Source organism: Enterobacter cloacae complex sp. 2015409, from assembly GCF_041365315.1.
Classification (GTDB): domain Bacteria; phylum Pseudomonadota; class Gammaproteobacteria; order Enterobacterales; family Enterobacteriaceae; genus Enterobacter; species Enterobacter pseudoroggenkampii.
In genome coordinates this window covers 298,212-312,370 of sequence record NZ_JBFTVM010000003.1, presented here as the reverse complement: position 1 = coordinate 312,370, position 14,159 = coordinate 298,212, and the positions used below count along the sequence as shown (strand labels likewise).

The 14,159-nt window shown below is 54.1% G+C and carries 12 protein-coding genes, 1 tRNA gene and 1 pseudogene; 8 read left to right on the top strand and 6 right to left on the bottom strand.

Going from position 1 to position 14,159, the window contains the following annotated elements; genetic code table 11:
• Positions 1 to 20 precede the first annotated feature (20 nt).
• On the bottom strand, positions 21 to 2,156 hold the full coding sequence (locus ACDO57_RS17555) for an ornithine decarboxylase (protein WP_370884330.1): 2,136 nt from the start codon (positions 2,154 to 2,156) through the stop codon (positions 21 to 23).
• A 181-nt stretch (positions 2,157 to 2,337) separates the two neighbouring features.
• On the opposite strand from ACDO57_RS17555, the gene ACDO57_RS17550 reads away from it, so the two are divergent.
• The 3 genes from ACDO57_RS17550 (at position 2,338) to ACDO57_RS17540 (ending at position 3,980) form a co-directional block, all read left to right on the top strand.
• A complete protein-coding gene (locus ACDO57_RS17550) occupies positions 2,338 to 3,054 on the top strand; it encodes a DUF554 domain-containing protein (protein ID WP_048989588.1) in 717 nt (238 codons plus the stop codon).
• A gap of 95 nt (positions 3,055 to 3,149) precedes the next feature.
• Positions 3,150 to 3,225, top strand: a tRNA-Phe gene (locus ACDO57_RS17545).
• 272 nt (positions 3,226 to 3,497) lie between these two features.
• A complete protein-coding gene (locus ACDO57_RS17540) occupies positions 3,498 to 3,980 on the top strand; it encodes an Hcp family type VI secretion system effector (protein WP_061714485.1) in 483 nt (160 codons plus the stop codon).
• Between the two features lie 24 nt (positions 3,981 to 4,004).
• Here ACDO57_RS17540 and ACDO57_RS17535 read toward each other — a convergent pair whose 3' ends face one another.
• From ACDO57_RS17535 to ACDO57_RS17525, 3 genes and pseudogenes are all read right to left on the bottom strand, one after another.
• Positions 4,005 to 4,322, bottom strand: a complete 318-nt coding sequence (locus ACDO57_RS17535; RefSeq protein ID WP_024906537.1) for a DUF1493 family protein — start codon at positions 4,320 to 4,322, stop codon at positions 4,005 to 4,007.
• Entirely contained in the window at positions 4,322 to 4,774 is a 453-nt protein-coding gene (locus tag ACDO57_RS17530) for an STM2901 family protein (protein ID WP_024906536.1), read from the bottom strand. The genes ACDO57_RS17535 and ACDO57_RS17530 overlap by 1 nt, the downstream gene beginning before the upstream one ends.
• 108 nt (positions 4,775 to 4,882) lie before the next feature.
• Positions 4,883 to 5,083: pseudogene (locus ACDO57_RS17525) on the bottom strand (hypothetical protein); the annotation flags it as partial.
• Positions 5,084 to 5,404: 321 nt separating this feature from the next.
• On the opposite strand from ACDO57_RS17525, the gene ACDO57_RS17520 reads away from it, so the two are divergent.
• Positions 5,405 to 6,223, top strand: a complete 819-nt coding sequence (locus ACDO57_RS17520; RefSeq protein ID WP_157189715.1) for a DUF4225 domain-containing protein — start codon at positions 5,405 to 5,407, stop codon at positions 6,221 to 6,223.
• Here the strand turns inward: ACDO57_RS17520 and ACDO57_RS17515 are convergent.
• Together ACDO57_RS17515 and ACDO57_RS17510 are read right to left on the bottom strand one after the other, a co-directional pair.
• Positions 6,201 to 6,527: a hypothetical protein gene (locus tag ACDO57_RS17515; RefSeq protein WP_071995311.1), complete on the bottom strand. Its 327-nt coding sequence runs from the start codon at positions 6,525 to 6,527 to the stop codon at positions 6,201 to 6,203. The genes ACDO57_RS17520 and ACDO57_RS17515 overlap by 23 nt on opposite strands.
• Positions 6,528 to 6,809: 282 nt before the next feature.
• A complete protein-coding gene (locus ACDO57_RS17510; protein ID WP_048990453.1) occupies positions 6,810 to 7,337 on the bottom strand; it encodes a helix-turn-helix domain-containing protein in 528 nt (175 codons plus the stop codon).
• A 672-nt stretch (positions 7,338 to 8,009) separates the two neighbouring features.
• Between ACDO57_RS17510 and pgaA the strand changes: the two genes are divergently transcribed.
• From pgaA to pgaD, 4 genes are read left to right on the top strand one after another with little or no spacing between them, the layout of a single operon-like run.
• Positions 8,010 to 10,448, top strand: a complete 2,439-nt coding sequence (gene pgaA / locus ACDO57_RS17505) for a poly-beta-1,6 N-acetyl-D-glucosamine export porin PgaA (RefSeq protein ID WP_370884329.1) — start codon at positions 8,010 to 8,012, stop codon at positions 10,446 to 10,448.
• 8 nt (positions 10,449 to 10,456) lie between these two features.
• Entirely contained in the window at positions 10,457 to 12,394 is a 1,938-nt protein-coding gene (gene pgaB, locus ACDO57_RS17500; RefSeq protein WP_248272404.1) for a poly-beta-1,6-N-acetyl-D-glucosamine N-deacetylase PgaB, read from the top strand.
• Positions 12,387 to 13,718 (top strand): poly-beta-1,6-N-acetyl-D-glucosamine synthase, encoded by a 1,332-nt coding sequence (gene pgaC, locus ACDO57_RS17495; protein WP_248272405.1) that lies wholly within the window; start codon positions 12,387 to 12,389, stop codon positions 13,716 to 13,718. The genes pgaB and pgaC overlap by 8 nt, the downstream gene beginning before the upstream one ends.
• A complete protein-coding gene (gene pgaD, locus ACDO57_RS17490) occupies positions 13,715 to 14,146 on the top strand; it encodes a poly-beta-1,6-N-acetyl-D-glucosamine biosynthesis protein PgaD (protein WP_090418649.1) in 432 nt (143 codons plus the stop codon). Before pgaC ends, pgaD begins: the two co-directional genes overlap by 4 nt.
• The last annotated feature ends 13 nt before the right edge of the window (positions 14,147 to 14,159 follow it).

Here is a 14,159-nt window from a genome sequence, read left to right as displayed (position 1 = left end):
GGTGAGGGCAGCAGCCCGCACTATCTCAACACATACCCATACAGCCGCTTGATCCCGTCAGCATCCTTCTCGCTGTAAACCCCCTGCAGCTCCGGCGAGAAGCCCGGCAGCAGGTTGATCCCCTCCTCCAGCGCCAGGAAGTAACGCTGTACCGCCCCGCCCCAGACTTCACCCGGCACCACGCACAGCACGCCCGGCGGATAGGGCAGCGCCCCTTCGGCAGCAATCCGTCCTTCGGCATCCCGTATGCGAACCAGCTCCACCTCTCCGCGAATATACGCCTGATTGGCATCCTGTGGGTTCATCACCACCTCCGGCAGGCTCTCCTTGCGGAACATCGCCTTCTGCAGATCCTTGACGTCAAAGCTGACGTAGAGATCGTGCATCTCCTGGCACAGCTGGCGAAGGGTGTAATCCCGGTAGCGCACCGGGTATTTCTGGAAGATCGTCGGCAGCACGTCCGCCAGCGGCGTGTCGTCTTCAATATGCTGTTCAAACTGGCCCAGCATCGCCACCAGCTGCGCCAGCTTCTCGCTGCTTTCGGCAGGCGTCAGCAGGAACAGGATCGAGTTGAGGTCGCATTTCTCCGGCACGATGCCGTTTTCGCGCAGGTAGTGCGCCAGAATCGTCGCCGGGATCCCGAAATCAGTGTACTCCCCGGTTTCGGCATCGATGCCCGGCGTGGTCAGCAGCAGCTTGCACGGGTCGACAAAGTACTGCTCGTGAGCATAGCCCTCAAACCCGTGCCATTTGGCCCCCGGCTCAAAGCTGAAGAAGCGCAGCTCGCTGGCAATGGCGTGCGTCGGATGATCCTGCCACGGCCGCCCCACCACCACCGGTGGGATAAACGGTTTGATCATATGACAGTTGGCAATGATTGCCTTGCGCGCCTCAATGCCCAGCTCGACGCACTCGGCCCACAGCCTGCGCCCGCTTTCCCCTTCGTGGATCTTGGCATTCACATCCAGCGCGGCGAACAGCGGATAAAACGGGCTGGTGGAGGCATGCAGCATAAAGGCGTTGTTCAGCCGCTTGTGCGGGCAGAAACGCGCCTGGCCGCGGATGTGGTTATCCTTTTTATGGATCTGCGACGTTTGCGAGAATCCGGCCTGCTGTTTATGCACCGACTGGGTCACAAAAATGCCCGGATCGTTCTCGTTCAGCTCCAGCAACAGCGGGGACGTTGCCGCCATCATCGGAATAAATTGCTCGTAGCCCACCCAGGCGGAGTCAAAGAGGATGTAGTCGCACAAATGGCCGATCTTGTCGATCACCTGACGGGCGTTGTAGATCGTTCCGTCGTAGGTGCCGAGCTGAATGATCGCCAGGCGGAACGGACGCGCCTCGTCGGCTTTCTCCGGCGCCGCCTCGCGGATCAGGTCCCGCAGATACGCGTCGTCAAAGCAGTGCTCGTCAATCCCGCCAATAAAGCCAAACGGGTTACGTGCAGCCTCCAGATAAACCGGCGTGGCGCCCGCCTGGATCAGCGCCCCGTGGTGGTTAGATTTATGGTTGTTGCGGTCGAACAGCACCAGGTCGCCGCGGGTGAGCAGCGCGTTGGTCACTACCTTGTTGGCCGCCGACGTTCCGTTCAGCACGAAGTAGGTTTTATCCGCGTTGAACACTTTCGCCGCGAACTTTTGCGCGTGCTTGGCGGACCCTTCGTGGATCAGCAGATCGCCCAACTTCACGTCGGCATTGCACATGTCGGCGCGGAATACGTTCTCACCGAAGAAATCATAGAACTGCCGCCCCGCCGGGTGTTTTTTGAAAAAGGCGCCGTGCTGGTGTCCCGGGCAGGCGAAAGTGCTGTTGCCCATCTCCACATACTGGCTCAGAGTGTCGAAAAACGGCGGCAGCAAATTCTCTTCATAACGGCTGGCAGCTGTCTCCAGTTCCAGAAACTCCTGAGCTTTGCCCGATATAACCGCGGTGGCGCCGTCAGGTACGTCCGTTGCCTCCTGCGAGAAAATAAACACCGGTAGCTGAAAGCCCGTACGTTTCAGCAGTGCAAGAATGCCGCTGCGACTTTCAGCTGTTGTGATGACGACGGCCGCCACATCGGTAAAATCAGTGCTGTCCAGCATCACCTTTTCGCGGTGCGTAGACACAGTGGAGGCCAGCTCGCGGCTGACGGCAATTTTCATGGTTTTCATAGGCGCAGTTACCCTCACCGAGCGGTGAGACAGGGAGGAGAAAATTCGCGCAATAATGTCACCTTTTATTTTGAGGTGCAAGAAGGAATCAGTATGCACGAAACCACCCAAAGCTAAGGCTCGCGCAGGCCTGACGTGCCATAATAATGCAATATCAATGATTAAATAACAGGAGTTAACTTTGGTTATCGGGCCATTTATCAACGCAGGAGCCGTATTGCTGGGCGGCGTACTCGGCGCCGTGCTGAGCCAGCGGTTGCCGGAGCGGATTCGCACCTCCATGCCCTCGATATTCGGCCTGGCATCGTTAGGGATCGGTATTCTTTTAGTCATCAAATGCGCCAACCTGCCGGTGATGGTGCTGGCCACCCTGCTCGGCGCGCTGATTGGCGAGTTCTGCTATCTGGAAAAAGGCATTAACGGCGCGGTGAGTAAAGCCAAAAACCTGATTGCCCGACCCGGCGGCAAGGCGAAACACGGTACGCATGAGTCGTTTATTCAAAACTATGTCGCCATCATCATTCTGTTTTGCGCCAGCGGCACCGGGATTTTCGGTTCGATGCAGGAAGGGATGACGGGCGACCCGAGCATATTGATTGCGAAGGCGTTTCTTGATTTCTTCACCGCCACCATTTTCGCCACTACTCTTGGCGTCGCCGTGGCGGCGATTTGCGTCCCGATGCTGCTTATCCAGCTGGCACTGGCTACCTGCGCCACGTTGATTCTTCCGCTCACCACGCCAGCGATGATGGCAGACTTTACCGCCGTCGGCGGCCTGCTGCTGCTGGCTACCGGGCTGCGTATCTGTGGGATTAAGATGTTTGCCGTGGTGAACATGCTGCCCGCACTGCTGCTCGCCATGCCGCTCTCCGCACTCTGGACGCACTTTTTCGCTTAAGGATGCGGCGAAATGGTGAGAGATTGCGCAGTCTGTAACGAAAACAACATTTTTCGTTGACGCCACCGGGCAGATCGGGTTTAATGCGCCCCGTTGCCCGGATAGCTCAGTCGGTAGAGCAGGGGATTGAAAATCCCCGTGTCCTTGGTTCGATTCCGAGTCCGGGCACCACTTCTTCAGAAAACCCGCCCTCGTGGCGGGTTTTTGCTTTTGCGCTAGTCCAGCAGCTCATACAGCCAATCACTGACAAAGTATTACGCTTCCAGCGTCAGACTTTCTTTTAATTTTTGATTAAAAAATAACAAGTCATTGTCTTAAAAAACAAAGACAGGCCGTAAACATGATCTGTTTTGAACTTCTATACCAGCTACGCGTATACGCTTGCCCGAATGGTCTGCGAAAGCAGGATGGAGATCCACACGCAAAAAGGAAGGAATATTCGAATGGCTATACCGGCTTATCTATGGCTGAAGGACGATGGTGGCGCGTTGATTAAAGGCGGAGTTGATGTTCAACACAGAGAATGCAGCATTGAAGTGAAAGGTTTTCATCATAACCTTGTTATCCCAACAGATAACGCAACCGGTAAAATAACCGGTACGCGAATGCACTCACCTATGTTGATCATTAAGGAATTCGATTGTTCAAGCCCATACCTCTACAAAGCCGTTGCGACAGGTCAAAACCTGTCATCAGCTGAGATAAAGTGGTATCGAATAAATTACTCTGGCATGGAAGAAGAGTATTTCAACATGTTGCTTGAAGACGTCAGGATAGTGTCGATTTCCCCAGCGATGGCTTCAGGCGATAACCCTAACGAAAACCATATGGAAACCATCGAACTCAGGTACGAGAAAATCACCTGGAAGCATAACGATGGGAACATCATCTTTAGTGATGCATGGAACGAGCGTCAATCGGCGTAAACATCATAAGGGGCTTTCAGCCCCTTAGTCATATAGCCAGCGCCCCGCTTTTGCCGACTCAATAATCATTTCGAGATTTAGCGGCTTGTACTGCCGATCGCGGAATTTTTTTCTGAGCCGAAACTGAAACCAATACAGCTCCGGTTCAAAATAATGGTCCATCACAAAGTTGCTATATTCAATTCCATACCGGGTGAAAAGGTCAAGCAGCATGTCCTCAAGATCTTCTGGTACGAGATTGAAATGCTCCTGGAAGGTCCATTCTTTCCTTGCCGGAGTTTTACGGTCACTATAATTCTCAGTGATGTAATCTAGTAATTCTTGCTCATCAGGAAGCAACATCAGAAGTATGTCCAGGCAATACGATCTTTAGGTCGCGCGATGAGGTTGTACTTGCTTCTCGTTTCTCTGGCAACCGTAATAAAAATAATCACCGCCTGAGTATAGCCAACATACGGAACCGCCCGCCCTACTGCTGCCCCGACCTTGTTTGTTAGACGTGTCTTACCCATACCAATGGTGGTTTCGACCCTTATGCCATCGGGGAAACGTGCTCCCTTTAAAATACGCCGCGCCACTTTCGAGGCAATACTTGTCCGTGATCCGGATGCACCCAGGACCTTTCGCTTAGGCAGAAGGGGTTGCCCAGCCAAAATGGTTGCAGCAGTCTCAACCGTCACCCCTATATGATTTGCAAGACCTTCAGCAAATATGAGCAAAAATAGCTCCTGCGCTGTTACGTTAGCATTACCGTGATAGAAATATGTTCCACCAGACTCTTCAACCGTGTCCATTACAGCGTCCTTTCTCTCGTTTTGAGCCAGAGTAAATCCATATCTGAAACAAGGATGCTGTCACCGTCCATTTTTCTTAAAACTCAGAATAGCGCCCGCAAGACATTTTTATGCTTTTGGTCTCTCCCCAACCCAGGGATCGTTCCTACCTGCGCCCAGCAGTGTGTTTTTGAAGATAAACAAACACGCCTCATTAAAATTCTCCGCCCCCAGCCGTTCCGAGAGCGCCGTCCGTTTACGATAGAGACTTTTCACCGACGTATTCAGCTCGCCTGCAACCTCCTCCATTAACATCCCTGCCCTCAACATGGACTGACCCCGCCAACCACTCAGCGAAATGAGTAAATTACTCAACAGGATAGGGGCTCTCCCCGTCATCCGGCTTTATCGAAAGTGCAAAGATTGCTTTCAGATATGTAGGGCAGCTATTCACTGGAGCAGGAGTGGCACAACACATGTGAGCACCGGCGACAAAGCAGGCCGAGGAGCGAAGCTGCAAAAAGCGACTTCTGCTTCAGACCCCGTAACTACATTGCTACTATATTGTGCATGCGTTGGCACGCGTGGCTGTCAGAGGGAGCCGTTTATCCGTCTAAACAGATGCCGGTAAAGCAATTGAGAGGAATTACAATGGATGCAGCATTGCTTAACATGATGCACTCAGGTGGAAGAAATAAAGCCTGGGCGGAAACGATGGTGAATATGGAAGCCAGAAAACTGGTAAATACAGCCAACACTCTGTCGGCTTTTCATCTCAGCGATGGTCTGACTCGAATGAAGTTTATTCAGGAAATTCGGGACCTCATAGAACAACAGTTTACGTTAGCTCGTCGTGCTAAATCAGATGAAGAATGCATGGAATGCGTTAAAAAACTTAGAGAAGAAAACTATAACCTTCTGGAACAAGCTCGTTTATTACGAACTAAGGCAGCGAAGCTTTACGCTAAAGTCGAGTTCATCCGAGAGAATAACAAAATTGTTGGGTATGTGATCTCGGCAGTTAGTGTTGTCCTGGCCGGTGCTGAAATAGCCGCAGGATTTACCCTTATTGGCACTATGACCCCTCTCGGGGTCCTTGCTGGTGCGGTTCTGGTTACTGACGGGGCAAACAGCATCAGTAAAGAAGTGGCTCGCTACGCAACGAACAACACTACCAGTGAAGGGCTGGTCGCGGATGCCGCGATGTCTACAGCTGAGTTTATGGGCTTTAGTCGTGAGAACGGGTTAGGTGTCTACAAATCAATTTCACTGGCCGCTAACGCTTATACCATTTTTGGCTTGTTGCGGCGACCAGGTACCTGGCGACTGTTTCGTTATATGCCCACAGACTATTACCGAAAGGTGAGCACACTGAGCCGCCCGCAGCTTACAATGAAAATTGCTGGTTATGGGGTCAAAGCTAAGATTATTTTTGATCTGTTGTCCGTCAGCGACCCGTCCCAGAATTAGTCAGCATTTTACGATAACGCCAGGATTTGTAGCCAAGTTTTGCTGGCGTTATATACCAGATAAAAGGGAGTACAATCAATAACGTGAGCGCAAGTGTCAGACTTGTATCCCTGGATGCAAGTAAAAGAGTTAAAGCCAGTATGATAAAGGCAATAATAGTTATCCACTTCATTGCCTTAAAACGATTGGCCAGATCATGAGTTACGCTATCAAACGAACCACCGTAATTCTCGATATTGTTTTTTAGCTTTTGAAGATCTCGTTTACTAAAACCTGATTTTAAAAGTGCTTCTTCGCTCGTCATTCTGCCATCCGTCCCATAACTCACTGAAACCTGTGACGAAGTTTAACTTAATTTGACGGATAAATCGCTCCTTGACGATATTTGTAAAATTTTTATTTAAATCAAATATTTGAAGATATGCTACACAGTAGCGGTGACCAGACTCTTCAATCGTGTCCATGACAACGTCCTTGTGTCGTTTTGCCAGAGTAAATCCAAACCCAAGGCCAGGAAGTTGTCCTCATCCAGCATTCTCAAAGCTCAGAATACCGCCCGCAATTTTGCTTTTAATCTATCCTCACCCTAGGGATCGTTCCCACCTGCGTCCAGCAGTTTGTTTTTAAAAATAAACAAACACGCCTCATTAAAGTTCTCCGCCCCCAGGCGTTCCGAGAGCGCCGTGCGTTTGCGGTAGAGGCTTTTCACCGACGTATTCAGCTCATCGGCAATAGCTTCCATCGACATCCCTGCCCTCAGCAAGCGCAGCATGATCGCTTCGTGCGTGCTAAGCCGTAAATTCAGCAGCCACTTCGTGGTCAGGCGCCTGCCTTTCATATTGAGCACCAGATTAAACAGCGAGGCCATATCCGGCGCAGTGAGCGACGTGTTCATAAACAGCTTCATACTGAGCAGATTCTCCTCGCGGTGACGCATATCAAGCATAACGCAGCAGATTGTTTTTTTCGTTCTGGCCGGATGGCGTATCAGGTAATCATATAAACGGAGCGGACAACGACTATCAATCAATACAGAATATTCATCTGCACCGTTATCAAATATGTTTCTGTCAATCGAGTCGAGCAGGATAATATCCGGAAAAAATATCCGCATTCCTCTGACAAGGTAGCGATCCTGAGTCACTAACACTATTGAAGTTGCCACTAACCATCCCTTTTAGATTAAAGCAAGAACGATCCTTCAGAAAGAAGGCCGCCTTCGTTTTATAGCGCTGTTATATTAACGATAAATGTATTCTGGCTTTGGACATCCCTCAATACAGACATTGATGAGTAAGACTTCCTGTAGACTATCATTCAATGTCTGCCATTAATTATAAATAAAAAACAATCGCAGAAAAGTCACTTCTCTAAACATTAAGAATTTTTGTCATGAAACTTCCCAAACATGCACCAGAAAGTACTTTAATTGAGGCGGATAAACGTCATTAAAAATATATACAAAATTGTCACAATAAAAATAAAATCATTTTATTTCAGTCAGTTACGATTAACCATCCAATTCAAAATAATCATTAAAACCTGCTCATTCCAGAATTATCTCAAAACTACTCAGCCGCTTTTCAGCATATTTATCCGGCAACATATCAGGTGTACATTACCTCCCATCCAGTCTACTGAGATGAGGATCCATAATTACCTTTAAGTAAGTACCCCGTAACATCACTGCATTCAGATTTAATGTTCTCATTTATGGCCTTTTACGCTGAGCTTAAAGGCGGCCGTGTTATGCAATGGATTCATGATAAACAAATGGCAAATAGATATGGAAAGATCACTTAGCTTCAGTACATTATTCTTTTATCGCACCCCAACATTATTGTTTCTGTTATTACTCTTTCCTGTTCTGGTTCAGGCTACGGAATCCGTTTATGAGCAACAGATTCAACAGGCGCGTAACGGTAATTACACGTCGTTTCTCGATTATCTTCAGCGTTATCAGCAGCAGCATGCCCTGACGCCTGAACACGTCGCGGACTGGTTACAGGTGGCGGCCTGGGCAGGTCATGATGACGAGGTTATTCAGGTCTGGCAGCGCTACAGCATTTATATGCCGCTGCCCGCCCGTGGCGTTGCGGCTGTCGCGCAATCCAGGCGAAATCAAAAGGCGTGGCAGCCCGCCCTGGCGCTCTGGGAAAAGGCGCGCAGCCTTGCGCCGGATAACGATGATTATCGTATCGGCTATATCAAAACCCTGGCCGATGCCCGCAAAGATACGCTTGCCCTGCAGGAAGCCCGGCGGCTGGTGGCGGAAAATCCCTCTCAGGCGCATCTTCAGACGCTGGCGTATGTCTGGTTACGCCAGGGAAAAAGCTGGGATCGGCTATTAGCAGACACGCGCGCGCTGAATATCTCACCTGAGAATAAAACGCTCCTCAGGGAGCTGATCGATGCGCTAACGGATAACCGGGTCAATACCCCCGCGCTCCTTCTTTCACAAAAGGTGGCGCTGTCCCCCGCGGAGCGTCGTCGCCTTGAGCTGAATGCCGCAGCCGAAAGCGTTCGCCTTGCCGATGTGCCTGGCCGAACAGAAAAGGAGCGCCTGCAGCTTGCGCAATCTGCGCTGAATCGTTACGGCGCGCTGCTTGCTCACTGGCAACGCGAGCCGCAGGCGGCGGAAGACATCATCCTTGCGCGTATCGACCGGCTCGGCGCGCTGTACGCCCATGGTGATTACCCGCGGGTCATCAGCGAATATCAGGATCTGACGGCAGCCCAGCATCCGGTGCCGGGCTGGGCAATCGGCTGGGTGATCTCCGCGTACCTGCAGGAGAAAAACGCGGCTGCCGCCTTCTCGCTTCTGCAACGCTATCCGCAATACGCTTCCGACCCGCAGGACGAGGAGCACGCGCTTTTCTACGCCTGGCTGGATACGGGAGAGTATCCGTCCGCCCGCCGGTATGCAGAGCGCCAGACCCGCAACGTCCCCTGGACCCGTTACGATTTCGGCTCCCCTACTCCTCAGCCTAACGATCTGTGGCTTACCGGGCAGTCGCTCCGTTTTAACTATTTGCGGGCGACGAATGCCCTGCCGGAAGCCGAAAAGCTGGCGCACCATCTGGCGACAACGGCGCCGGGCAATCAGGGATTACAGATTGACTACGCCACGCTGCTTCAGGCGCGGGGTCTGCCGCGCGCGGCCGAGCAAACGCTGAAAATGGCGGAGGCGCTGGAGCCCTCGAATCTGGAACTTGAGCAGCAGCAGGCTTACGTCGCCATGGATCTGCAGGAGTGGCGGCAGATGGATTTACTGGCCGACGACGTCATCACCCGCACGCCCGTCGATCGCAGCGCAAGGCGTCTGGACAGGCTACGCACCGTCCACCACATGTCCGAACTGCGCCTCAACGCGAGCAAGGGCTTGCACTCCGATAACCCCGTCAGCGGGACGCACGACCTCAACTGGGACGCCACGCTCTATGGCCCGCCCGTAGCGGATAACTGGCGGCTGTTTGCCGGCACCCGCTATGCGCAGAGTAATTTCGAAGAAGGCAAAGGCACCAGCCGTCACCTGTTGGGCGGCGTCGAATGGCGACCACGCGACCTCCAGCTCGAAGCCGAGCTCTCCAGCAACCGCTATCACGGGGCAAACAAGCCGGGCGCTCGCCTCTCAACCTCGTACGTTCTGACGGATAACTGGCAGGTCAGCGGCAGCCTTGAACGCCTGTCGCGCACCACGCCCCTGCGGGCGTTACGCAACGGAATTAGCGCCAACCGGGGTGAAGGCGGGGTGCGCTGGTATCAAAACGAGCGCCGTGAGTACCAGTTCAGCGCCGCCCTCAGCCGCTTCTCAGACCATAACCACCGTCAGGAATACACCCTCATGGGTAAGGAGCGTCTCTGGCAGACCCCGTCCCTGACGCTGGATCTCGAACCAGGGATCGCCGCCAGTAAAAACAGCCTGCACGACACGCTCTATTACAACCCGGCGCGGGACCTGTCCGTGACGGCCGCCCTGTCCATCGACCATGAAATGTATCGCCATTACGACACCCTCTGGACCCAGCAGTTCGTGGCGGGTGGCGGCGGCTACTGGCAGAAAAATCAGTCCGCTGGCGCCATCACCCTGCTGGGTTACGGACAACGCGTTCAGTGGAACAACGTCATGGACACCGGCGTGATGCTGAACTGGGACAAGCGCCCTTACGACGGCAAACGCGAGAGCAACCTCTCCGTCACGTTTGATGCGACTTTACGCTTTTAAGGATGATGATGATGAACACACGTTTTTCCGTGAGCCTGATACTCATCGGCTGGCTCTGCCTCAGCGCGAGCGTTTGCGCGCAGGCATTTACGTTTATTGCGCCCAACGCGCGGCCACAGCTGGAGGCGAGCAAACCCTGGCCGCAGAACCAGTTTCTGGTACTGGCCTACCACGACGTCGAAGACGATGCCGCCGATCAGCGCTACCTCTCCGTACGTACCAGCGCGTTAAACGAGCAGATAAGCTGGCTGCTGCACAACGGCTATCACGTCATCAGCGTGCAGGACATCCTGGATGCCCATGACGGGAAAAAAACGCTGCCGCCCAAAGCCGTTCTGCTCAGCTTTGACGACGGCTACAGCAGCTTTTACACCCGCGTCTGGCCGCTGCTTCAGGCGTGGAACGTTCCTGCGCTGTGGGCGCCGGTGGGCAGCTGGGTGGATACGCCGGAAAATCAAAAAGTTAACTTCGGCGGCCTGATGACGCCCCGCGATCGCTTCGCGACGTGGGACATGGTGCGCGAACTCAGCCAGTCCCCGCTGATTGAGATTGGATCGCATACCTGGGCCTCGCATTACGGCATTCCGGCCAACCCGCAGGGCAGCCGCGAACCGGCGATCGCCAATCGCTTTTATGATAAAGCAACGGGCCGCTATGAAACCGACCAACAGTTCAACCAGCGGATCGGCGATGACGTTCGTAAAGTGACCGAAAAAATCGCGCAGGTGACGGGCAAGGCACCGCGCGCCTGGGTCTGGCCCTACGGCGCTGCTAACGGTACGTCGCTTGCGATCGCCAGACAGCAGGGTTATCAGCTGGCCTTTACCCTTGAAGACGGGCTGGGGAACGTGCAGGAGCTGGGGAACATCCCTCGTCTGCTGATCGCCGGCAATCCCTCCCTCAAGGCGTTTGCCAGTACGGTAAGCCAGGTTCAGGAGCGCGAGCCCGTGCGCGTCATGCACGTCGATCTCGACTACGTTTACGATCCCGATCCGGCCCAGCAGACCCAAAATATCAACAGGCTGATCCAGCGGGTCTACGACATGAAAATCAGCCATGTTTTCCTGCAGGCGTTTGCCGACCCGCAGGGCGACGGCAGGATCAAGGCACTCTATTTTCCCAACCGTCGGCTACCGGTCCGGGCCGATCTCTTTAATTTTGTCTCCTGGCAGCTGCAGACCCGCGCGGGCGTGAAAGTCTTCGCGTGGATGCCGGTGCTCTCGTTCGATCTCGATCCTGCTCTGCCGCGCGTGCAGCGCCGGGATCGCCAGACAGGCCAGCTGAGCGAGGCCACCGAGCCCTATATCCGGCTCTCCCCGTGGGACCCGCAGGTGCGCCAGCAGGTGACGGACATCTATGAAGATCTGTCCCGCTATGCCAGCTTCAATGGGATTTTGTTCCATGACGATGCGGTGCTGACGGACGTGGACGATGCCGGGCAGGACACGACTCGCCAGAAGAGCCAACTGCTTATCGGGTTTACCCACGCTCTGAGCCTGGCGGTGAAGCATATCCGTGGCCCGCAGATAAAAACCGCGCGAAATATGTTCGCCTTACCCATTCTGCAGCCCGAAAGCGAGGCGTGGTTCGCGCAGAATCTTGACGATTTTCTGGCGGAGTATGACTGGACGGTGCCGATGGCCATGCCGTTGATGGAGTCCGTCCCGGTAGACGAAAGCGATACCTGGCTGACGCGTCTGGTTAAAGCGGTCGCCACGCGTCCCGGCGCGCTCGATAAAACCATTTTCGAGCTGCAGGCCAGAGACTGGGATCAGCAACCGCCGCGCGCCGTTTCAGACAGCCAGCTGGCACAGTGGATGCGCGTGCTCCAGCTGAACGGCGTCAAAAACTACGGCTACTACCCCGATGATTTCATCAACAACCAACCTGATATCTCACGTATCAGGCCTGTATTTTCTTCGTACTGGTACCCTGACAATGACTGATCGCATTATCGCATTCTCTATTTTATGTCTGGTATTCGGGTTGCCGTTAGGCGTGGCCGCCCTCTTTACCGGCGAGCTGATTCTGGATTTTGTGTTCTTCTGGCCGCTGTTCATGTCGGTGCTCTGGATAACCGGCGGCCTCTATTTCTGGTTTCAGCTTGAACGCCACTGGTCGTGGGATAAAGAGACGCCCGCCCCGACGCTCGCCGGTGAGCCGCTCATCTCCATTCTGATCCCCTGCTTTAACGAGGGACGAAATGCCCGGGAGACCATCAGCGCCGCGCTGGATCAGCGGTATGAAAATATAGAAGTTATCGCCATCAACGACGGCTCGTCTGACAACACCGCGGAGGTATTGCAGGCTCTGGCGCAGGAACATCCGCGCCTGCGGGTGATTAACCTCGCGGAGAACCAGGGGAAGGCGCTGGCGCTCAAAGCCGGGGCAGCGGCGGCCCGGGGCGATCTGCTGGTCTGCATTGACGGTGACGCCCTGCTCGATCGCGATACGGCAGCGTATCTGGTGGCACCGCTGATTCAGTATCCCCACGTCGGGGCGGTCACCGGCAATCCGCGTATTCGCACACGTTCCACGCTGATTGGTCGCATTCAGGTGGGCGAGTTCTCATCGATTATTGGGCTCATCAAGCGGACGCAGCGGATCTATGGCCGGGTCTTTACCGTCTCGGGCGTTATCGCCGCCTTTCGCCGACAGGCGCTGGCGGACGTCGGGTACTGGAGCCCGGACATGATCACCGAAGACATCGACATCAGCTGGAAGCTCCAGCTGCGCCACTGGGATATCTTTTTCGAGCCGCGGGCGCTGTGCTGGATCCTGATGCCGGAGACGCTCAAGGGCCTGTGGAAACAGCGTCTGCGCTGGGCCCAGGGCGGCGCGGAGGTGTTTCTGGTCAACCTGCGCAGGATTGTGCGCTGGGAGCATCACCGCATGTGGCCCCTGTTTCTTGAGTATGCCCTGTCAACGCTGTGGGCCTTCGCGTACGCGATGACGGTGCTGTTATTTATCCTCAGCCATATCGCCCCTGTTCCTGCCAGGCTGACCGTGGAGAGCCTCTTTCCACCGGAGTTTACCGGGCTGCTGCTGGGCGTGATGTGCCTCCTGCAGTTCCTGGTCAGCCTGTACATCGAGCGGCGCTATGAACGGAAGGTAGCCAGCTCGCTTTTCTGGGTGATCTGGTTCCCGATGGTGTACTGGATGATTGGCCTGTTCACCACCCTCGTCGCATTTCCAAAAGTCATGCTTAAACGCCAGCGCGCCCGCGCGCGCTGGATCAGTCCGGACCGGGGAAAAGGAAGCATTCAATGAACGAAAATACCTTAATTTTGACCGAACATCGGCTATTGCCACGTGTTTTCGATGCCGCGTTAACGCTGGTGGCGTGGGGAGGCTTTCTGTTTTTCCTGTATGCCCGGCTCTGGATGCAGCTCACCGATGAGAGCGACCACCGCTGGGGCGTCATTATTGCGTCCTTTAATACGGTGTTGATCTATTTACTGTTCGCCGCGCTCAACGGCTGGCTGCTGATTTTGTGGTATCAGTACAACCGCCGCCGCGCCCACGTGAGGCGGCGTCAGCCGGGCTATTTTCACCAGGAGGAGCTGGCCCGCAGCTTTAATGTCTCACCGCAGATCATCTCCGAGATGAGCCAGTACAACCTGCTGACGGTCTATCATGACCAGATTGGCCGCATCATCGATCTGAAGATCAACGGACAGGAAGAGGAAGAACAGTAACGAAAAGCCCCCG

Bases quoted from the DNA above. Each gene is read 5' to 3' on its own strand.
- ACDO57_RS17555 (WP_370884330.1), bottom strand. From the start codon at position 2,156: ATGAAAACCATGAAAATTGCCGTCAGCCGCGAGCTGGCCTCCACTGTG.
- ACDO57_RS17540 (WP_061714485.1), top strand. From the start codon at position 3,498: ATGGCTATACCGGCTTATCTATGGCTGAAGGACGATGGTGGCGCGTTG.
- ACDO57_RS17535 (WP_024906537.1), bottom strand. From the start codon at position 4,322: ATGTTGCTTCCTGATGAGCAAGAATTACTAGATTACATCACTGAGAAT.
- ACDO57_RS17530 (WP_024906536.1), bottom strand. From the start codon at position 4,774: ATGGACACGGTTGAAGAGTCTGGTGGAACATATTTCTATCACGGTAAT.
- ACDO57_RS17520 (WP_157189715.1), top strand. From the start codon at position 5,405: ATGGATGCAGCATTGCTTAACATGATGCACTCAGGTGGAAGAAATAAA.
- ACDO57_RS17515 (WP_071995311.1), bottom strand. From the start codon at position 6,527: ATGACGAGCGAAGAAGCACTTTTAAAATCAGGTTTTAGTAAACGAGAT.
- ACDO57_RS17510 (WP_048990453.1), bottom strand. From the start codon at position 7,337: ATGCGGATATTTTTTCCGGATATTATCCTGCTCGACTCGATTGACAGA.
- pgaA (WP_370884329.1), top strand. From the start codon at position 8,010: ATGGAAAGATCACTTAGCTTCAGTACATTATTCTTTTATCGCACCCCA.
- pgaB (WP_248272404.1), top strand. From the start codon at position 10,457: ATGATGAACACACGTTTTTCCGTGAGCCTGATACTCATCGGCTGGCTC.
- pgaC (WP_248272405.1), top strand. From the start codon at position 12,387: ATGACTGATCGCATTATCGCATTCTCTATTTTATGTCTGGTATTCGGG.
- pgaD (WP_090418649.1), top strand. From the start codon at position 13,715: ATGAACGAAAATACCTTAATTTTGACCGAACATCGGCTATTGCCACGT.